Below are 21015 nucleotides of genomic sequence, written 5' to 3' on the forward strand. Positions count from 1 at the left end.
GTCATTTTACACCGAAACGGCGCGGCAGCCCATCACCTTTATTCGGTCGCTGGTTCAGCCTTATGGGGTAGCGGCTACGATCCCGCGCCATAGGCCGCGATGGCGGCCATGTTGACGATGTCGGAATCCTTGGCGCCCATCGAGGTGATCTGCACCGGCTTGTCGAGCCCGACGAGCAGCGGTCCGATCACCGTCGAACCGCCAAGCTCCTGCAACATCTTGGTGGAAATCGCCGCCGAGTGGAAGGCGGGCATGATGAGCACGTTTGCCGGTCCCGAGAGCCGCGAGAAGGGATAGAGGCTCTCCATGATCTTGCGGTTCAGCGCCACGTCGGCGGCCATTTCGCCGTCGAACTCGAAATTCACATAGCGCTTGTCGAGGATGTCGACAGCCTCGCGCACCCGTTCGGAGCGCTCGCCCGAGGGATGGCCGAAGGTGGAATAGGCAAGCATGGCGACGCGAGGCTCGTAGCCCATGCGCCGCGCGAAACCGGCGGCCTCCTCGGCGATATCGGCAAGCTCTTCGGCCGTCGGCATGTCGTGCACGGCGGTATCGGCGACGAAGACGGTGCGACCGCGAGCAAGCACGATCGACACGCCGATGACCCGGTGCCCCGGCTTGGCGTCGATGCAGCGGCGCACGTCCCCGAGCGCGGTCGAATAATTGCGCGTCACGCCGGTCACCATGCCGTCGGCGTCGCCCAGCGCCACCATGCAGGCGGCGAAGTGATTGCGGTCGTTATGGATCAGGCGCGTCACGTCGCGGTGCAGGTAGCCGTGGCGCTGCAGCCGGGCATAGAGATAGTCGACATAAGCGTCGACCCGCTTGGAAATGCGGGCGTTGACGATTTCGAGACCGGGACGACTAAGATCGATGCCGGCGCGTTCTGCGGTGGATTGGATCAGATCCTCGCGACCGAGCAGGACGGCGGTGCCGAGGCCCTGGTTGGCGTAGGAGAGGGCGGCGCGCATGACCTGCTCTTCTTCCGCCTCGGCAAAGACGATGCGCTTCTGATGCCGGCGCACGCGCTCATAGAGTTGCGACAGCGTCGAGGCGATCGGATCGCGCCGGGCGGAGAGCTCTCGGGCATAGGCGTCCATATCGGGCATCTCGCGCCGGGCGACGCCGCTTTCGATCGCCGCCTTGGCGACGGCCACCGGAATTGCCGAGATCAGGCGCGGGTCGAACGGCACGGGGATGATGTATTGCGCACCGAAGCGCGGCCTTGCGCCCTGATAGGCGGCGACCACGTCGTCGGGCACGTCTTCGCGTGCCAGGCTCGCCAACGCCCTGACGGCGGCGATCTTCATCTCGTCGTTGATGGTGGTGGCGCGCACGTCGAGCGCGCCGCGAAAGATATAGGGAAAGCCGAGGACGTTGTTGACCTGGTTCGGATAGTCCGAGCGCCCCGTTGCCATGATGGCGTCGTCGCGGATGCGGGCGACTTCCTCCGGCGTGATTTCCGGATCGGGATTGGCCATGGCGAAGATGATCGGCTTGTCCGCCATCGAGCGGATCATCTCTTCCGAGAAGGCATCCTTCTGCGACAGGCCGAACACAACGTCGGCTCCCTTCATCGCCTCTTCCAGCGTGCGCTTGTCGGTCTTGACCGCATGCGCCGATTTCCACTGGTTCATGCCCTCGCTGCGGCCCTGGTAGATCACGCCTTTGGTATCGCAAAGGACGACGTTTTCCGGGTTGAAGCCCATGGCCTTGATCAGCTCGACGCAGGCGATTGCGGCAGCGCCGGCGCCGTTGCAGACGAGCTTGGTGGTCTTGAGGTCGCGGCCGGTCAGTTCGAGCGCGTTGATGAGGCCGGCGGCTGCGATGATGGCGGTGCCGTGCTGGTCGTCATGGAATACCGGGATATCCATCAGCTCGCGCAGCCGCTGCTCGATGATGAAGCAGTCCGGCGCCTTGATATCCTCGAGATTGATGCCGCCGAAGGAGGGACCGAGATAGCGCACGCAATTGATGAATTCGTCGACATTCTCGGTGTCGATCTCGAGGTCGATCGAATCGACGTCGGCGAAGCGCTTGAAGAGGACGGCCTTGCCTTCCATGACGGGCTTGGAGGCGAGCGCGCCGAGATTGCCAAGGCCGAGAATGGCCGTGCCGTTGGAGATGACGGCGACCATGTTGCCGCGTGCGGTGTAGTCATAGGCAGTGGCCGGATCGGCGGCGATCGCCTTGACGGGAACGGCGACGCCGGGCGAATAGGCAAGGGAAAGATCGCGTTGGGTTGCCATGGGCTTGGTCGGGTTGATCTCAAGCTTGCCGGGGCGGCCCTGCTTGTGGAAGTCCAGTGCTTCCTGATCGGTGATCCCCGCTCCCGGACGCGTCTTGCTCTTGCTGTCTGCCATTGTTCCTCCAAACCTCCTGTGGGCGACCGGTCCCTCTTGCCCGATAGCTGTTGTCTTCTATAGCGGCGCGCGGGTAGGGTGGCACCTCATTTTTTGGAAAAACTGCACCTCCGTGAACGAACGTATTAACACCAGCATCGATGCTTTCTCGGCCGCCGAGCTTGCCTCGGAGGAAAGCCGTGCCTCGGCCACTCCGATGATGGAGCAGTATATCGAGATCAAGGCGAACAATCCCGGTTCGCTCCTGTTCTATCGCATGGGCGATTTCTACGAATTGTTCTTCGAGGACGCCGTCGATGCGTCGCGGGCTCTCGGCATCACGCTGACCAAGCGCGGCCAGCACATGGGGCAGGATATCCCAATGTGCGGCGTGCCCGTTCATGCCGCCGACGACTATCTGCAGAAGCTGATTTCGTTGGGTTTCCGCGTGGCCGTCTGCGAGCAGGTGGAAGATCCCGCCGAAGCGAAGAAGCGCGGGGGCAAGTCGGTGGTACGGCGCGATGTCGTGCGCCTGGTGACGCCAGGCACGATCACCGAAGAAAAGCTGCTTTCGCCCTCGGAATCCAATTATCTGATGACGTTGACGCGCATTCGCGGCGGCGCCGAGCCGCAGCTGGCGCTCGCCTGGATCGATATTTCCACAGGCGTCTTTCGCTTGGCCGAGACGGAAACCTCGCGGCTGCTTGCCGATATCCTGCGCATCGATCCGAGAGAGCTGATCCTACCGGATACGATGTTTCACGATCCGGAACTGAAGCCGGTTTTCGACATCCTCGGCCGCACCGCCGTTCCGCAGCCGGCCGTGCTGTTCGACAGCGCCAGCGCCGAGGGGCGCATCACCCGTTACTTTGGCGTGTCGACGCTCGATGGTTTCGGCACCTTCAGCCGTGCCGAACTGGCAGCTGCCGCTGCCGCCATCGCCTATGTTGAAAAGACCCAGCTTGCCGAGCGGCCGCCGCTTGGGCTGCCGGAACGCGAAAGCGGCGCATCGACGCTGTTCATCGATCCCGCCACCCGCGCCAATCTCGAACTGGTACGCACGCTCTCCGGCGATCGCAACGGTTCGCTCCTCAAGGCGATCGACCGCACCGTCACCGGCGGCGGTGCCCGGCTTCTTGCCGAGCGGCTGATGTCGCCACTCACCGATCCCCAGCGCATCAACGAGCGGCTGGATTCGATCGGCTTCCTTGCCGAAGAGCCGTCGCTCTCAAGCGATCTGCGCTCGGCGCTGAAGCATGTGCCCGATATGCCGCGCGCGCTGTCGCGCCTCGCGCTCGACCGTGGCGGCCCGCGCGATCTCTGGGCGATCCGCCAGGGCCTCGGTGCCGCCGGCGATATCGCCCGTATGCTCGGCTCGGCACTTCTGCCTGAAGAGTTGAAGGTTGCACTCGCCGGGCTCGACGCCTTGCCTGCCGATCTCGAAGCGCTGCTGGCAGCTACCCTTGCCGACGAATTGCCCCTCCTGAAGCGCGACGGCGGTTTCCTGCGGGAAGGGGCGAATGTCGAGCTGGACGAGGTGCGGGCGCTACGCGACCAGTCGCGCCGAGTGATCGCCGGGCTGCAGCTGCAATATGCTGACGAAACCGGCATCAAGTCGCTGAAGATCAAGCACAACAATGTGCTCGGCTATTTCATCGAGGTCACGGCCGGCAATGCCGGTCCGATGACGGATACGAGCGAAGCCAAGGCGCGCTTCATTCATCGTCAGACCATGGCGAATGCGATGCGCTTCACCACGACCGAGCTTGCCGATCTCGAAAGCCGCATCGCCAATGCCGCCGACAAGGCGCTCGCCATCGAGCTGGAGGCCTTCGACCGCATGGTCGCGGCCGTTGTCGCCAATGCCGAGGCGATCAAGGCCGGTGCCCGCGCACTGTCGGTGATCGATGTGGCTGCCGCACTTGCCCTGCTCGCCGAGGAGCAGGCCTATTGCCGACCCGTCGTCGATGGTAGCCGCATGTTCGCCATCGAAGGTGGCCGCCATCCGGTTGTCGAACAGGCGTTGCGCCGCCAGGCGGGCGGCCCTTTCGTTGCCAACAATTGCGATCTTTCGCCGAAGGCCGCCGGCAAGGATGGCGCCATCTGGCTGCTGACCGGCCCGAACATGGGCGGTAAGTCGACCTTCTTGCGCCAGAACGCGCTGATTGCCATTCTCGCGCAGATGGGCGCCTTCGTGCCGGCTGCATCGGCCCATATCGGCATTGTCGACCGGCTGTTCTCGCGCGTCGGCGCGTCCGACGATCTGGCGCGGGGACGCTCGACCTTCATGGTCGAAATGGTCGAGACGGCGGCGATCCTCAATCAGGCGACCGAACGCTCCCTCGTCATTCTCGACGAGATCGGCCGCGGCACCGCGACCTTCGACGGTCTGTCGATCGCCTGGGCAGCCGTCGAGCATCTGCATGAAGCCAATCGTTGCCGCGGTCTCTTCGCCACGCATTTCCATGAGCTGACCGTGCTCTCGGAAAAGCTCGGCCGGCTCTCCAATGCCACCATGCGCGTCAAGGAATGGGATGGCGATGTCATCTTCCTGCACGAGGTTGGGCCGGGGGCCGCCGATCGCTCCTATGGCATCCAGGTGGCGCGTCTCGCTGGCCTGCCGGCCTCGGTGGTGGCGCGTGCCCGCGACGTTCTGACGCGGCTCGAAGATGCCGACCGCAAGAATCCGGCAAGCCAGCTCATCGATGATCTGCCGCTGTTCCAGGTGGCCGTTCGCCGGGAGGAGGCGGTTGGCAGACGCGAACCCTCCAAGGTCGAGGAACGGCTGAAGACGCTCGATCTCGACGATCTGACGCCACGAGCTGCCCTCGATGTGCTCTACGAGCTGAAGAAGACCCTTAACAAGACCGGCTGACTATAGGCGATATTCCAAGGACAACATGATGTATCTCGAAGTTCTTCTCGCCGAAGTCCGCCTTCTGGGCGAGCGTTTCTCTCCGATCGCCGCGCGCGGCAAGATCTGCGGCGAGGGTGAAGCCCCCGACTGCGAATCCGATCGAGGCCTGCTCGACATCACCCTTTCCTGCGGCCGCATTTCCGACATCTGTTCGAAGATCGCCAAGGCCGGCTATTGGGAATGCGAACGCGAAATGGTGACGCAGATCGGCGCTCAATCGCGAAACATATTATATAGTTTGAACGAGCTCAGACGGGCGATCGAGCCGGCAAGGCCCTAAAACTGCCGGTTTCTGAGGTGATTGCCGTCACGCTTCGTCAACTTTGGCCCGATAGAAGTCATAGGGATCGTCGATTCCATGCGGTCTATCCTCGAGGGAGCCGGGCGTAGAATGCCTGTGTCAATCGCCGGCCAAAGAGGCTATAGCGCATGCAGACGAAAAGACAGGCGCGCGGGCAAAGGGCCGCGGTCAGCGAAGAGAAAGCCGATCGGCAGAGCATGGAAACGCATCATATCGATTTTTCGGCCGTTCTTGACGTGCCCGCGCTGAGGGCGGAGTGCGAGGCTCTCGCCAAACGCGGTCTGGACAAGAGTGAAGAGCGTTCCGCTTTGCTTGCGCTGCTGAAGAAGGCGAGCCAGGAGGGACGTGAAGAGGCGCGCCGGTCATTGACCACGGAAGGCAGCGGGCTCGATTGCGCGCACCGGATTTCCTGGCTGCAGGACCAGATCATCACCATCCTCTACGATTTCACCGTTCATCACGTCTATCCGAAGCAGGCGGGCGCCTTTTCGGTCACCGCCGTCGGCGGTTACGGCCGCGACACCTTGGCGCCGGGCTCCGATATCGACCTTCTCTTCCTCTTCCAGCCGAAGCCGGACAGCGAGACGCACAAGGCCGTCGAATTCGTTCTCTATATGCTTTGGGACATGGGCTTCAAGGTCGGCCACGCTACGCGCACGGTCGAGGAGTGTATCCGTCAGGCCAAGTCCGACATGACGGTGCGCACCGCCATTCTCGAAACCCGTTACATCTGTGGCAACGCTCCGCTGGAGCGCGAATTGCAGGCCCGTTTCGACAAGGAAATCGTCACCAATACCGGCCCGGAATTCATTGCCGCCAAGCTCGCCGAGCGCGACGAGCGCCACCGCAAGGCCGGCGACACCCGCTATCTGGTCGAGCCGAATGTCAAGGAAGGCAAGGGCGGCCTGCGCGACCTGCATACGCTGTTCTGGATCTCGAAATACTACTATCATGTCCGCGATCCCGCCGAGCTGGTGAAGCTCGGCGTCCTCTCGAAGCAGGAATATCGCCTCTTCGAGAAGGCGGAGGATTTCCTCTGGGCGGTGCGCTGCCACATGCACTTCCTGACCGGCAAGGCGGAAGAGCGGCTTTCTTTCGATATCCAGCGCGATATCGCCGCAGCCCTCGACTACCATGCGCGCCCCGGCCTTTCGGCTGTCGAGCGCTTCATGAAGCACTATTTTCTCGTCGCCAAGGATGTCGGCGATCTCACCCGCATCCTCTGCGCGGCGCTCGAGGATCAGCAGGCCAAGGCCACCCCGGGCCTTACCGGCGTCATCAGCCGTTTCGCCAATCGTTCGCGCAAGATCGCCGGCACCGTCGAATTCGTCGAGGATCGCGGCCGCATCGCGCTTGCCAATCCCGATGTCTTCAAGCGCGATCCGGTCAGCCTCATCAGGCTGTTCTTTGTCGCCGATATCAACGGCCTGGAGTTTCACCCGGATGCCTTGAAGCGCGTGACGCGATCGCTGAACCTCATCGACAACGATTTGCGCGAGAACGAGGAGGCGAACCGGCTCTTTCTCTCGATCCTCACGTCCAAGCGCGATCCCGCGCTGATCCTGCGCCGCATGAACGAGGCCGGCGTGCTCGGCCGCTTCATTCCCGAATTCGGCAAGATCGTCTCGATGATGCAGTTCAACATGTATCATCACTATACGGTGGACGAGCATCTGATCCGCGCCGTCGAGGTGCTGTCGGAGATCGACAAGGGCAAGGCGGAGGATATCCATCCGCTGACCAACAAGCTGATGCCCAATATCGAGGATCGTGACGCGCTCTACGTCGCCGTGCTCCTGCACGACATCGCCAAGGGCCGCGAGGAGGATCACTCCGAAGCCGGCGCCAAGGTGGCGCGCAAGCTCTGCCCGCGCTTCGGTCTGTCGCCGAAGCAGACCGAGCTCGTGGTCTGGCTGATCGCAGAACACCTGACCATGTCGATGGTCGCACAGACGCGCGATCTGACCGACCGCAAGACGATCATCGATTTCGCCGACCGAGTGCAGTCCCTCGACCGGCTGAAGATGCTGCTGATCCTGACCGTCTGCGATATCCGCGCCGTCGGCCCGGGCGTCTGGAATGGCTGGAAGGGCCAGCTGCTGCGTACGCTCTATTATGAAACCGAGCTGCTGCTATCCGGCGGTTTCTCCGAAGTGTCCCGCAAGGAGCGGGCCGAAGCTGCGGCCGAAGCGCTGGAGCATGCGCTTGCGGACTGGACCCCCAAGGATCGCAAGGCCTACGTCAAGCTGCACTATCAGCCCTATCTGCTGTCCGTGCCGCTGGAGGATCAGATCCGCCATACGCGGTTTATGCGTGAATCTGACAAGGCGGGCAAGGTGCTGGCGACCATGGTGCGCACCGACAGCTTCCATGCCATTACCGAGATCACCGTGCTCTCGCCCGACCATCCGCGCCTTTTGACCGTGATTGCCGGCGCTTGCGCCGCCGCCGGGGCCAATATCGCCGATGCGCAGATCTTCACGACATCGGACGGCCGCGCGCTCGATACCATCCACGTCAGCCGCGAATTCGCCGACGACGCCGATGAGCTGCGCCGGGCCGCGACAATCGGCAAGATGATCGAGGATGTGCTGGCCGGCCGCAAGCGGCTGCCGGAGGTCATTGCGACGCGCACCAAGAACCGCCGCAAGAACAAGGCTTTCGTCATCCCGCCGTCGGTCATCATCACCAACAGCCTGTCCAACAAGTTCACGGTCATCGAGGTCGAGTGCCTCGACCGACCCGGCCTGCTATCGGAAATAACCGCCGTTCTATCGGACCTGTCGCTGGATATTCAGTCGGCCCGCATCACCACCTTCGGCGAAAAGGTCATCGATACCTTCTATGTCGCCGATCTCGTCGGACAGAAGATTTCCAATGAGAACAGACGCGCCTATATCACCGCCCGCCTGAAAGCCGTCATGGCGGGCGAGGAGGATGAAATGCGCGAGCGCATGCCCTCCGGCATCATCGCGCCCGCCGCCACGCGCGGCACCGCTGCCGAAACGTCAGACACTGAGAAGAAAGCCGGTTCCGCCGCATGAGCCTAGTCAAGAAATTCATCACGGTCGGTGGCGCGACGCTTGGCAGCCGTATCTTCGGCTTTGCCCGCGAAACCTTGATGGCCGCCGCCCTCGGCACCGGGCCGATGGCCGACGTCTTCTATGCTGCTTTCCGCTTTCCGAACCTGTTCCGTCGCCTGTTTGCCGAAGGCGCGTTTAACGCGGCCTTCGTGCCGCTCTTTGCCAAGGAGATCGAGGCGCACGGCATCGAGGGCGCCAAGCGGTTTTCCGAGGAAGTCTTCGGCGTTCTCTTCTCGGTCCTGCTGCTGATCACCATCGTCATGGAACTGGCCATGCCGCTCCTGGTGCGTTGGGTCATCGCGCCCGGTTTTGCCGACGATGCCGAGAAATTCGACCTGACGGTCCGGTTGGCGGCCGTGATGTTCCCCTATCTCATGTCGATGTCGCTGACGGCGATGATGAGCGGCATGCTGAATTCGCTGCATCATTTCTTCGCCGCGGCCGTGGCTCCGATCTTCCTGAACCTGGTGATGATAAGCGCGCTGTTCTACGCGATCTACTACGGCGCCGATCCGCTGAGCACCGCCTGGTACCTGTCCTGGTCGGTACTGGTGGCGGGTGTGCTGCAGCTGGCCGTCGTCTATATCGGCGTGCGTCATGCGGGCATCAGTATCGGCCTGCGCTTCCCGCGCTTCACGCCCAATGTGAAGCGGCTCCTGCTTCTTGCCATCCCAGCGGCCATCACCGGCGGTGTCACCCAGATCAATCTGGTGATCGGCCAGGCGATTGCCTCGGGCAAGGAGGGCGCGATCGCCGCCCTGCAATATGCAGACCGCATCTACCAATTGCCGCTCGGCGTCGTCGGTGTCGCGGTCGGAATCGTGCTTCTGCCGGAACTGGCTCGTTCGCTGAAGTCGGGCCATATCAAGGAAGCCGCCAATATCCAGAACCGCTCGATCGAATTCGTGTTGTTCCTGACGCTGCCGGCCGCTGTCGCCCTGTGGCTTCTCTCCGACGATATCATCCGTGTGCTTTACGAGCGCGGCGCCTTTAACTCGGAAAATACAAAGCTAGTCGGCTCCATCCTCGCCATCTTCGGCCTTGGCCTGCCGGCTTTCGTGCTGATCAAGGCACTGCAGCCCGGCTTTTATGCCCGCGAAGACACGAAATCGCCGATGCGCTACACGGCGGTCGCGGTCGCCGTCAATTCGGCGCTGTCCATTCTGCTTTTCCCGGTGCTGGCAGAACGCGGCATCGCGGTCGCGGAGGCGATTGCCGGATGGCTGAACGCTGTACAGCTCTTCGTTACGCTCTATCGCCGTGGGCATCTCGTCTGGGAATGGTCGCTGGTACGCCGCACCGCCATGCTGCTCGTCTCCTCCGCCGTCATGGGTGGCGTCATCGTATATTTGTCTCATCGGTGGGAGCCGCTTCTGGGGTCCGGCTCGACGCTGCTCACCAAGACCGGCGTCCTGGGCTTGCTCATATTGATTGCGATGGCGGTGTATTTCATTGTCGCCTTCCTGATCGGCGGCGTGGATTTGGGCATGGTACGCCGCAATTTGAAGCGCAAGCGGGCCGCGACTGCTCCAGATGCCGAGGTGGCGAACGGGGAATAACAAGGCTCCTTCGCGCGATCGAACGGAGGGAGATTGCTATCCGAAGCTGTTGATCGCAAGGCTGCGCAACGATCCAAATGGAGCGGCGATATGGATGTGCTGGGATGGCTGAGATCGATCTTCGACTTTCGTGGACGTGCGAAGGACCAGATGGCTTCCCCTGCAGAAGGTTTGCCAACTGATTTTGAGATACAGGCAGCCCTTCATACGCTGCAGCAGATGGTCAGACCCGCCGTCTTTGGCGAAATCGGCGGTGAGAAGCCGCAGAAGGACAATCGAGCAGGAAGTTGGTGGGGTGGAAACTTTCTCGGTCGGGAAGACGAGGTGATACCCGTTTGCGAGAGGTCGGGACGGCTGATGCACCCGCTTCTACAAATCAGGGTGGATGAGCTTCCCGAGACACCGTCCACGCTATCGAACCTAGCGCTCGTGAACATATGGGTGGACCTGGAAGACGTTCCGCTGGATGACGTGGAGAATGGCAAGGGCTTTATCGTTCGAACTTATTCCGCCATTTCGAATCTGGTTCCCATCGGTCCTGGATACCGGGAAAGCCAGAAGCTTCCGACTTTTCCGCTTCTTTGGCGTTCAACTGCCCTGGAGCAGCCAAGCTGGGACGATATTGCGTTCAAGATTCCAAGCAACGTCGCGCGATCCAACGACTCGAAATGGTTTTTTGAAAGCCAATACGCGATTGAAGCCGATAAATATCGTGGGACGTGCCCCGTCAAGCTTGGTGGCTGGCCTACCTGGATACAAGGCGAAAACTGGCCCGACGATGCAGAGCTATGCTTTCAGATCGATAGCACAGACAAGGGGCGCTTCTATGTCGGGGACTCCGGATCGTTATATCTGTTTCGAATACCTGACGGCTGGGCAATCAGATCAGACTTCTACTGACAAATCCGTTTTATAGGTTTTTTATTTCGAGCCAAGAATCGTCGTCAATGCTGCGTGCCAGGAAATAACACGGAGTTCCTATGTCCCAATCCCTCTTCCTCGTCGCCCTCGTCGTCGATGATTACGACCGCGCCAAGGCCTTCTATTGCGATGCCCTCGGCTTCGAGTGCCTGCAGGACGAGGTGCAGCCGGAGGGCAAGCGCTGGGTGGTCGTCCGGCCGAAAGGCGGGGAAGGGGCAGCGCTGCTGCTCGCTCAAGCCGCCGATGACAGCCAGCGCGCCGCGATCGGCAATCAGACCGGCGGCCGGGTCGGCTTCTTCCTCAAGACCGATGATTTCGCTCGCGACCATGCCGCGATGGCGGCAAAGGGCGTGCGTTTCATGGAAGAGCCGCGCCATGAAGTCTATGGCACGGTGGCGGTCTTCGCCGATCCCTATGGCAACACCTGGGATCTCATCCAGCATTCTTCCTGAGACTCTGGCACATAGCCTCTTGATCCCCGCCGATCCCGCGTGCATAAGCCGCTCGAAACCAAGGGGCGAGCGCGAGCTCTCCCAGGCCCTCCACAAGCCTTCTGAGGACGACATGACCGAATTCAAGCCGCTCGTATTCTCCGGCGTCCAGCCCACCGGCAATCTCCATCTCGGCAATTATCTCGGCGCAATCCGCAAGTTCGTGGCCCTGCAGGCCAACAACGACTGCATCTATTGCGTCGTCGACATGCATGCGCTGACGGCGCAGCTCGTCCATGAGGACATGCCGAACCAGACGCGCTCGATCACCGCGGCCTTCCTTGCCGCCGGCATCGACCCGGAAAAGCATATCGTCTTCAATCAGTCGGCCGTGCCGGGACATGCCGAGCTTGCCTGGATCTTCAACTGTGTCGCCCGCATCGGCTGGATGAACCGCATGACGCAGTTCAAGGACAAGGCCGGCAAGGACCGCGAGCAAGCCTCGCTCGGTCTTTACGCCTATCCGAGCCTGATGGCCGCCGATATCCTGCTCTATCGTGCCACGCATGTTCCGGTCGGTGACGACCAGAAGCAGCATCTGGAGCTGACCCGCGACATCGCCATGAAGTTCAATCTGGACTACATGGAGCATATTCGCCGCACGGGCTACGGCATCGACATCACCGTCGGCGACGAACCGGTGCATGCCTATTTCCCGATGGTCGAGCCGCTGATCGATGGGCCGGCGCCGCGCGTCATGTCGCTGCGTGACGGCACCAAGAAAATGTCGAAATCCGACGCCTCGGACCTGTCGCGCATCAATCTGCTCGATGACGAGGAAAACATTTCCAAGAAGATCCGCAAGGCCAAGACCGATCCGGATGGCTTGCCGAGCGAAATCGCCGGTCTCACAGGCCGCCCCGAGGCCGACAATCTGGTCGGCATCTATGCAGCACTTGCCGACAAGTCGAAGGCGGAGATCCTTTCCGAATTCGGCGGCCAGCAGTTCTCCGTCTTCAAGCCGGCGCTGGTCGATCTCGCCGTGCACGTGCTCTCGCCGATCACGACGGAAATGCGCCGTCTGATGGCCGATCCCGGCCATATCGACGCGGTGCTCCGCGACGGCAGCGCCCGGGCCCGTGCCCGCGCAGACGTGACCATGAAGCAGGTCCGCGACATCGTCGGCTTTCTCTATTGATGATGTCGCAATAGAAGGCCCCCGCCTGAAAACGGGGGCTTGCAAAACGCCGTCTTCGGGTGTCAGAGTCACCGCATGGTATCAACACGTCTCTCACGGCTCGAAGGTCATCGCCGCAAGTTCATGGCGGTCATCGATGGCACACCCGAATGCCAGCGCGCTGTCCACTATGCCGGCCGGCGCGCCAAGAATTCCAATGGCGGCCTCGTGCTGCTCTACGTGATCCCCGAGGGCGATTTCCAACAATGGCTCGGCGTCGAGGCGATCATGCGGGCGGAAGCGCGCGAAGAGGCCGAGGCGGTGACGGCAAAGGCGGCGCAGGCCATCCGCGAAAATGTCGGCATCGATGCGGAAATCGTCATTCGCGAGGGGTCGGCCGCCGAGCAGATCAATGCGGTGATCGAGGAAGACCGCGATATCGCGCTTCTCGTGCTTGCCGCAGGCTCCGCCAAGGAAGGGCCGGGGCCGCTGGTCTCATCGATCGCCGGCCGTGCGGCCGCCTTTCCGATCCCGGTAACGGTGCTTCCGGATACGCTGAGCAACGAGGAAATCGACGCGCTGAGCTGAGTGGGGTATGCCATTTCTTGAGAAACACTCTCTTGAATAGAATGGCCAAAAGGCCTATTTTCTTTTGAAGTATTCTAAAGTCGGGACCGGGCGTCTGCCCGCCGCATGGAGATCAAGATGTTCATTCAGACCGAAGCGACGCCGAACCCCGCGACCCTCAAGTTTCTGCCGGGCAAGGTGGTGATGGAAAGTGGCACGGCCGAGTTCCGCAGTGCCGATGAGGCCGAGGCTTCGCCGCTGGCCGCCCGCCTCTTCGAGATATCAGGCGTGACGGGCGTCTATTTCGGCTACGATTTCATCTCCGTTTCCAAGGAACAGCAGGAATGGCAGCATCTGAAGCCCGCCATCCTCGGCTCGATCATGGAACATTTCATGTCGGGCAAACCAGTCATGGGTTCCGCCTCGGTTCTGTCCGAAGTGCAGGATGCCGGCGGCGAGTTCTTCGATGAAGGCGACGAGGCGATCGTGCTGACCATCAAGGAACTGCTCGATACGCGCGTACGCCCCGCCGTTGCCCAGGATGGCGGCGACATCACCTTCCGCGGCTTCCGCGATGGCAAGGTTTACTTGAACATGAAGGGCTCTTGCGCCGGCTGCCCGTCTTCGACGGCGACGCTGAAGCATGGCGTGCAGAACCTGCTGCGTCATTTCGTGCCCGAAGTTCAGGAAGTCGAAGCCGTCTAAGTATGGCTCCAGAGCGCTGAGCGGCTTTTGGATAGGATTATGCAAGAACCAAACGCTCGCGAACGGGAACATTCGAAGACAAATCAACCGCGCCGCAAGCGCGGCTTTTCGGAAAAATTGACATGATCGTACTGGCGCTCGACACGGCAGGTGTGGATTGCGCTGCCGCTGTGTATGATAGCAGCAGTGATTCTGTGATGGGGGAGGTCACGGAAACGATCGGACGGGGGCATGCCGAGCATCTGATGCACGTGGTCGACGAGACGTTGGCGAAAGCCGGTACGACGCTCTCGGCAGTCGAGTGCGTCGTCGTGACCGTCGGTCCCGGTTCCTTCACCGGCATCCGTATCGGCGTCGCAGCCGCACGCGGTTTTGCACTCTCCCTCAATGTTCCTGCAGTCGGCGTCACGACCCTCGAGGTCATGGCCGCGACGGCTAGAGCACAGAATCCGGGCAAGTCGGTTCTGGCTGCCATCGATGCCAAGCGCGAGGAGATTTATCTCCAGGGCTTCGATGCCGATGGCAACCCGCTGGACGAGGCTCGGGCCGTGACGATCGACGAAGCGCGGATAATCGCCGGCGCCTTCGACGGTATCGTCACCGGAACGGCCGTCGCCCGGTTGCGCGATGCGCCGCCAGCGGAGCGGCCAGACGCATTTCCGATTGCCATCGTCGCCCGGCTGGGTGCCGGCAAATCTGCCGGCGAAAAGCCGAAGCCGCTCTATCTTCGCGGACCCGATGCCAGACCGCAGGCCGGATACGCAGTTGCCAGGCAATAGACATGCTCGAATCCTATCTGACCTTGAAAGCCGAATACGAAATCGTCCCGATGGAGCTGAAGGATTGCGCCGAAGTGGCGGTCCTGCATGGTGAGCGGTTCCCGCGGGTCTGGGACGAGAGCGAATTTCAGGGCCTCCTCTCGCAGGAGACCACCTTCGGCTTCGTCGCCCGCCAGACCAACGCCATCCTGAAAAAGGCGCTTCCCGGCTTCGTGCTGGCGCGGCATGTGGCGGGCGAGGGCGAAATCCTGACCATCGCGGTCAATGCCAAGCTGGGGCGCTCCGGCCTTGGCTGGCGGTTGATGCACGCAGCGCTTCGCGAAGCTCGCAATCGCGGCGGCGACACCATGTTTCTGGAGGTCGATGGCGGCAATCAGCCGGCTCTCGGCCTCTACCGAAAGCTCGGTTTCGAGACGGTCGGCGAGCGCAAGGCCTATTATGTCGGTGACAACGGTGCGAAGTCGTCGGCGCTTGTCATGCGCCGCGTTCTTCGCTAGAGCATTTTGCAGCCAAGTGGCATCACTTGGCGTCGCACAAATGCGGCAAAACAAATAGATAGAGCGGCAATCTGGCGCTCTATCCGTTGTCACAGTCCAAACAGACCGAAGACAGAATCGATGGATGACGCCGTAAAATCCCTGGAGGAGCTTTGCGCCGAGCGCGGTATGCGCATGACGGACCAGCGCCGGGTCATTGCGCGCATCATCGAGAGTTCGGGGGATCATCCCGATGTCGAGGAGCTTTATCGGCGCTCCGTGCAGGTGGATGCCAAGATCTCGATTTCCACGGTCTATCGCACCGTCAAACTGTTCGAAGACGCCGGCCTTCTCGCCCGCCACGATTTTCGCGATGGGCGCTCCCGCTACGAAACCGTGCCGGAAGAACACCACGATCACCTGATCGATCTGAAGAGCGGCGAAGTCATCGAATTCCACTCACCGGAGATCGAGGCGCTACAGGAGCGCATCGCGCGTGAACACGGCTTCAAACTCGTCGACCACCGGCTGGAGCTCTACGGCATCCCGCTGAAGAAGGACGAAGGTTGACGTGAAGGCTTTCATGCAGGAGCGAATGATTTGATGACCTGGCTGCGCATCGGCTGTGCCGCCGTGGTCATTTGCGTCGTCAGCGCGGTGATGCTGCCGCTGCAGATCCTTTGTCTGCGCTTCGACTGGAAGCTCAGGCGCTACCTGCCGCGCTACTGGCATCGCATCGTCTGCTATTGGCTTGGCGTCCGCATTCACGTGATCGGTGAGATCGAGACGAGCCGGCCGTTAATGCTCGCTTCCAACCATTCGTCCTGGCTCGACATTCTCGTTCTGTCGGCGGTCGCCGATGTCGCCTTCATCGCCAAGTCGGAAGTGCGGGACTGGCCGATCTTCGGTCAGTTCGCGCAGTGGCAGAAAAGCGTGTTCATCGAGCGCGAGCAGAAACGCAAGACCGGAGAACAGGTCAATGAGATCGCCGACCGCATGGCCGCCGGCGAAATCATGGTGTTGTTTCCGGAGGGAACCACCTCCGACGGCAATCGCCTGCTCGAAGTCAAGTCCTCGCTCTTCGGTGCCGCAGCCGCGGCTCTGCCGAAGGCGCCGGATGCCGTCGTGCATGTCCAGCCGGTCGCGGTTGCCTATACCCGTGTCCACGGCACCGCCATGGGCCGCTATTACCGCCCGCTGACGGCATGGCCTGGTGATATCGAGCTTGTGCCGCACCTGAAGGGCATCATCCAGTGCGGCGCCATCGATGTCGACGTCTGTTTCGGTGAGGCGGTGGATTATCGCGCCGGCACCAAGCGCAAGGAAGTCAGCGCCACCATCGCGCTGCGCATCCGCAACATGCTCGCCAGCCGCCTGCTCGGTCGCGAGATCGCTTGATTTCCAGGTGATTCCAACTTTTTCATTTTCTCCGCAGGCAAAAGCCACTACATAGCGGCCATGACCAAGGACAGCCTAACCCTCGACGCCCCGGCGACCGACGCTCTGCAGCTCGGCCCCCGCGACGGTTCCAACAGCCGCAAGGTTTTCATCAAGACCTATGGCTGTCAGATGAATGTCTATGATTCCACGCGGATGAGCGATGCGCTTGCCCGCGACGGCTATGAGCCGACCGAAGACATGGAAGAGGCCGATCTCGTCCTTCTGAACACCTGTCATATCCGTGAGAAAGCGGCCGAAAAGGTCTATTCCGCGCTTGGCCGCCTGCGCGACATGAAGAAGCGCAAGGCTGCCGATGGTCGCGAGATGATGATCGGCGTCACCGGCTGCGTCGCCCAGGCCGAGGGCGAGGAAATTCTTCGCCGCGCGCCCGCCGTCGATGTCGTCATCGGTCCGCAGACCTATCATCGCCTGCCGGATGCGCTTCGCCGTGCCAAGGAAGGCCAGCGCGTCGTCGATACCGAATATGCGATCGAGGACAAGTTCGAGCATCTGCCGATCGCCGAAAAGACGAAGATCCGTGCCCGCGGCGTCACCGCCTTTCTGACGGTGCAGGAAGGCTGCGACAAATTCTGCACCTTTTGCGTCGTGCCCTATACGCGTGGCTCCGAAGTCTCCCGTCCGGTCGCGCAGATCGTCGAAGAGGCCGAGAAACTTGTGGATGGCGGCGTGCGCGAAATCACGCTGCTCGGCCAGAACGTCAATGCCTGGCATGGCGCCGGCCCGAAGGGTGAGACATGGAGCCTCGGCGATCTGCTCTACCGCCTGTCGGAGATTCCCGGTCTGGCACGACTGCGCTACACGACCAGTCACCCGCGCGACATGGACGATCGGCTGATCGGTGCGCACCGCGATCTGCGCACGCTGATGCCCTATCTGCATCTGCCGGTTCAGGCCGGTTCGGATCGTATCCTGAAGGCGATGAACCGGCGGCATACGGCTGCTGAATACTTCGCGCTTATCGAGAGAATCCGCGCTGTGCGGCCGGATATCGCTCTGTCGGGCGATTTCATCGTCGGCTTCCCTGGGGAGACAGACCAGGATTTTGAGGATACACTGAAGCTGATCGAGGAGGTGAATTATGCACAGGCCTTCTCGTTCAAATATTCCACGCGGCCGGGTACGCCCGGCGCGGAATTGAAGGATCAAGTGCCCGAACAGGTCAAGACCGAGCGGTTGGAACGGCTGCAGGCATTGTTGCTGAGGCAACAGCATGCTTTTGCCGAGGCTTGCGTGGGTAAAGTAGTGGATATCCTTCTGGAAAAGCCGGGCCGGATGCCGGGCCAGTTGATTGGACGCTCTCCCTGGCTGCAATCTGTGAATGTTGATGCAAAAGCATCGCAAATCGGTGACATTATTAACGTACGAATCACCGGAACCAGCACCAACAGCCTTTTCGCTGAGTTGCTCTAGGTTCCGGCCGAGCCAAAGGAGCCGCACCGCTTGAACGGACAGGAATTGGTTTCTTCTTCATCGCGCCAGCCCCGCACCGCGAGCGACGCCAATCACTTCACCCTGACGTTCGAGAACAATCGGTTCGCCAGTGAACTCTTCGGGCAGTTCGACCAGAACTTGAAGCTGCTTGAGGAGCGTCTCGGCATCGATGCCCGCGCCCGCGGTAATTCCGTCGTCATAACAGGCGATGTGCTGGCCACCAATCAGGCGCGCCGCACGCTCGATTACCTCTATGACAAGCTTCAAAAAGGCGGCAATGTGGAACGTTCCGACGTGGAAGGGGCAATCCGCATGGCGGTTGCCGCCGACGACCAATTGACGCTGCCGACCATGGAGAGAAAAGCCAAGTTGACGATGGCGCAGATTTCGACGCGCAAGAAGACGATCATTGCGCGCACGCCGACCCAGGATGCCTATATGCGGGCGCTGGAACGGTCCGAGCTCGTCCTCGGCGTCGGCCCCGCCGGCACCGGCAAGACCTATCTCGCCGTTGCGCAGGCAGCTCAGCTTCTGGAGCGCGGCGCGGTGGAAAAGATCATCCTTTCGCGCCCGGCCGTCGAAGCCGGCGAGCGCCTCGGCTTCCTGCCGGGCGACATGAAGGAGAAGGTCGATCCCTATCTGCGCCCGCTCTATGACGCGCTCTACGACATGATGCCGGGCGACAAGGTCGAGCGGGCCATCACCGCCGGCGTCATCGAGATCGCGCCGCTTGCCTTCATGCGTGGCCGCACGCTTGCCAACGCCGCCGTCATCCTCGACGAGGCGCAGAACACGACGTCGATGCAGATGAAGATGTTCCTGACCCGTCTCGGCGAAAACTCTCGGATGATCGTCACGGGCGACCCGAGCCAGATCGACTTGCCGCGCGGCGTCAAGTCCGGCCTGGTGGAGGCACTCGACCTACTGAACGGCGTCGAGGGCATCACCATCGTCCGCTTCAAGGATACGGACGTCGTCCGTCACCCGCTGGTGGCGCGCATCGTCAGGGCCTATGATTCCACCTACGCCGTAAAGGCCGAGGAAAGCGATCCGCAGATCTGATCTGCGGTTACGAAAGCTCATGGCGGAACTCGATATACAGATCAGCGTGGAGGAGGGCGATTGGCCCTCCGAGGCGCAATTGCAGTCGCTTGCCGAGCGCGTGCTGGGCGAGGCTGCAGCCCATCTCAAGAAATACGAGAAGCAGCCCTTCCCGAAAATGGCGACCGAATTGTCGCTGGTCTTCACCGACGACGCCTCGATCCGCGAGATCAACGCGGAATGGCGCTCGCAGGACAAGGCGACGAACGTCCTGTCCTTTCCGGCCTTCCCGCTGGAGCCAGGCGGCAAGCCCGGCCCGATGCTGGGCGATATCATCATCGCCAGGGAGACGGTCGAGCGCGAGGCGGTCGACCTCGAAAAGAGTTTTGACGACCATCTGACGCATTTGATGGTGCATGGTTTCTTGCATCTCTTCGGCTACGACCATATGAATAATAGCGAAGCCGAAAGAATGGAGGGGCTGGAGACTCGCATTTTGGCTAGTCTTGGCCTATCTGATCCCTATGCGGGACAAGACCCCATTTGATTTGAAACCTGCCTGACCAGGAACAATGAGCGACTTTACGACAAGATCGGCCCCCGAGGCCAAAGACAGTGCCGATGCGGCCTCCTCCGACGAGGGTGGCAGTAGTAGCAACGGCAAGCGATCCCATTCTTCATTCTGGGCGCGTGCCGCGCGCATTCTGAGACCGGCGCAAGACTCCGCCAGGCTGCGCGAGGATCTTGCCGACGCGTTGATGACCAACGTGGCCGGCGACGATACCTTCTCCCCGGATGAGCGGGCGATGCTGCACAACATCCTGCGCTTCCGCGAGGTGCGCGTCGAGGATGTCATGGTGCCGCGCGCCGACATCGAGGCCGTGGATCAGAACATCACCATCGGCGAGTTGATGATCCTGTTCGAGGAGAGCGGCCGCTCGCGCATGCCTGTCTATGCCGACACGCTGGATGACCCGCGCGGCATGGTGCATATCCGCGACCTGCTCTCTTATGTCGCCAAGCAGGCCCGCAACAAGCGCCGTGCCGGCAGCACCAAGGCGACCGCTGCCGCAGCGGGCACGCCTGCGGCTGAAAAGCCCATGCGCTCGGCCAAGCCGAATTTCGACCTTTCGCGCGTCGACCTGCAGAAGACGCTGGTCGAGGCCGGCATCATCCGCAAGATCCTGTTCGTACCGCCCTCGATGCTCGCCTCCGACCTGCTGCGTCGCATGCAGGTCAACCGCACGCAGATGGCGCTTGTCATCGACGAATACGGCGGCACCGACGGTTTGGCTTCGCACGAGGACATCGTCGAAATGGTCGTCGGCGACATCGACGACGAGCATGACGACGAAGAAGTGATGTTCAAGCGCATCTCCGAGGATGTCTTCGTTGCCGACGCCCGCGTCGAGCTGGAGGAGATCGCAGCCGCGATCGGCACGGATTTCGATATCGCCGAGCAGGTGGACGAAGTGGATACGCTCGGCGGCCTGATCTTCTCCGCACTCGGCCGCATTCCGGTGCGTGGCGAGGTGGTGCAGGCACTCCCCGGCTTCGAATTCCATATTCTCGAAGCCGATCCGCGCCGCATCAAGCGGGTGCGCATCACGCGCAAGCGTCATGCCGTTCGCCGTCGGCCGACCGTCAAGCTGGAAGGCGAGGCGGGCTCGCCGGAGCGCGATTTGCCGGCGCCGGAAGCGATTGCCGAGGAAACCTCGGCAGGGTCCAACACCGCCAGCCACTAGTGCAATTCCAGGAAAGTGAGCAGCGTTTTCCGTCCGGAATTGCGGAGAAACAAGAGAATAGAGCCTTTTCGCGGTTCGA

The 21015-nt window shown here is 61.6% G+C and carries 18 protein-coding genes; 17 read left to right on the top strand and 1 reads right to left on the bottom strand.

Going from position 1 to position 21015, the window contains the following annotated elements; all coding sequences use genetic code 11:
* Positions 1-74: 74 nt before the first annotated feature.
* Positions 75-2363, bottom strand: a complete 2289-nt coding sequence (locus tag ACIQWP_RS09560; protein WP_402785435.1) for an NADP-dependent malic enzyme — start codon at positions 2361-2363, stop codon at positions 75-77.
* 112 nt (positions 2364-2475) lie between these two features.
* On the opposite strand from ACIQWP_RS09560, the gene mutS reads away from it, so the two are divergent.
* The 17 genes from mutS to ACIQWP_RS09645 all read left to right on the top strand — a co-directional run bounded on the left by mutS (position 2476) and on the right by ACIQWP_RS09645 (position 20936).
* Complete coding sequence (mutS, locus tag ACIQWP_RS09565) at positions 2476-5217, top strand: DNA mismatch repair protein MutS (protein WP_402785438.1); 2742 nt, start codon at positions 2476-2478, stop codon at positions 5215-5217.
* Between the two features lie 28 nt (positions 5218-5245).
* Positions 5246-5539: a hypothetical protein gene (locus ACIQWP_RS09570; protein ID WP_402785441.1), complete on the top strand. Its 294-nt coding sequence runs from the start codon at positions 5246-5248 to the stop codon at positions 5537-5539.
* Positions 5540-5688: 149 nt separating this feature from the next.
* Positions 5689-8604: a [protein-PII] uridylyltransferase gene (locus ACIQWP_RS09575; protein ID WP_402785444.1), complete on the top strand. Its 2916-nt coding sequence runs from the start codon at positions 5689-5691 to the stop codon at positions 8602-8604.
* Positions 8601-10202 carry a murein biosynthesis integral membrane protein MurJ gene (gene murJ / locus ACIQWP_RS09580; protein ID WP_402785447.1) on the top strand — a complete coding sequence of 534 codons (1602 nt, stop codon included), beginning with the start codon at positions 8601-8603 and terminating at the stop codon, positions 10200-10202. The genes ACIQWP_RS09575 and murJ overlap by 4 nt, the downstream gene beginning before the upstream one ends.
* 33 nt (positions 10203-10235) lie before the next feature.
* A complete protein-coding gene (locus ACIQWP_RS09585) occupies positions 10236-11102 on the top strand; it encodes a DUF1963 domain-containing protein (RefSeq protein ID WP_402785450.1) in 867 nt (288 codons plus the stop codon).
* Between the two features lie 80 nt (positions 11103-11182).
* On the top strand, positions 11183-11575 hold the full coding sequence (locus ACIQWP_RS09590; protein ID WP_402785453.1) for a VOC family protein: 393 nt from the start codon (positions 11183-11185) through the stop codon (positions 11573-11575).
* Positions 11576-11687: 112 nt separating this feature from the next.
* Positions 11688-12752 carry a tryptophan--tRNA ligase gene (gene trpS, locus ACIQWP_RS09595; protein ID WP_402785457.1) on the top strand — a complete coding sequence of 355 codons (1065 nt, stop codon included), beginning with the start codon at positions 11688-11690 and terminating at the stop codon, positions 12750-12752.
* 75 nt (positions 12753-12827) lie between these two features.
* Positions 12828-13319: a universal stress protein gene (locus ACIQWP_RS09600; RefSeq protein ID WP_402785460.1), complete on the top strand. Its 492-nt coding sequence runs from the start codon at positions 12828-12830 to the stop codon at positions 13317-13319.
* Positions 13320-13436: 117 nt separating this feature from the next.
* A complete protein-coding gene (locus ACIQWP_RS09605; RefSeq protein WP_402785463.1) occupies positions 13437-14003 on the top strand; it encodes a NifU family protein in 567 nt (188 codons plus the stop codon).
* Positions 14004-14125: 122 nt separating this feature from the next.
* Complete coding sequence (gene tsaB / locus ACIQWP_RS09610; RefSeq protein WP_402785466.1) at positions 14126-14782, top strand: tRNA (adenosine(37)-N6)-threonylcarbamoyltransferase complex dimerization subunit type 1 TsaB; 657 nt, start codon at positions 14126-14128, stop codon at positions 14780-14782.
* Positions 14783-14784: 2 nt separating this feature from the next.
* The gene (locus ACIQWP_RS09615; RefSeq protein ID WP_402785469.1) at positions 14785-15279 is read left to right on the top strand and encodes a GNAT family N-acetyltransferase; all 495 of its coding nucleotides are present in this window, start codon (positions 14785-14787) and stop codon (positions 15277-15279) included.
* Positions 15280-15399: 120 nt separating this feature from the next.
* The gene (locus ACIQWP_RS09620) at positions 15400-15828 is read left to right on the top strand and encodes a Fur family transcriptional regulator (protein ID WP_402785472.1); all 429 of its coding nucleotides are present in this window, start codon (positions 15400-15402) and stop codon (positions 15826-15828) included.
* A gap of 30 nt (positions 15829-15858) precedes the next feature.
* Positions 15859-16656: a lysophospholipid acyltransferase family protein gene (locus ACIQWP_RS09625; RefSeq protein ID WP_402785475.1), complete on the top strand. Its 798-nt coding sequence runs from the start codon at positions 15859-15861 to the stop codon at positions 16654-16656.
* Between the two features lie 60 nt (positions 16657-16716).
* Complete coding sequence (gene miaB / locus ACIQWP_RS09630; protein WP_402785478.1) at positions 16717-18129, top strand: tRNA (N6-isopentenyl adenosine(37)-C2)-methylthiotransferase MiaB; 1413 nt, start codon at positions 16717-16719, stop codon at positions 18127-18129.
* Positions 18130-18159: 30 nt separating this feature from the next.
* The gene (locus ACIQWP_RS09635; RefSeq protein WP_402785481.1) at positions 18160-19212 is read left to right on the top strand and encodes a PhoH family protein; all 1053 of its coding nucleotides are present in this window, start codon (positions 18160-18162) and stop codon (positions 19210-19212) included.
* Positions 19213-19231: 19 nt separating this feature from the next.
* Positions 19232-19738, top strand: a complete 507-nt coding sequence (gene ybeY, locus ACIQWP_RS09640) for an rRNA maturation RNase YbeY (protein WP_402785484.1) — start codon at positions 19232-19234, stop codon at positions 19736-19738.
* Positions 19739-19763: 25 nt separating this feature from the next.
* A complete protein-coding gene (locus tag ACIQWP_RS09645; RefSeq protein ID WP_402785487.1) occupies positions 19764-20936 on the top strand; it encodes a hemolysin family protein in 1173 nt (390 codons plus the stop codon).
* Positions 20937-21015: the final 79 nt, after the last annotated feature.

The sequence above is a fragment of the Rhizobium sp. NPDC090279 genome (assembly GCF_044769665.1).
Lineage (GTDB): Bacteria > Pseudomonadota > Alphaproteobacteria > Rhizobiales > Rhizobiaceae > Rhizobium.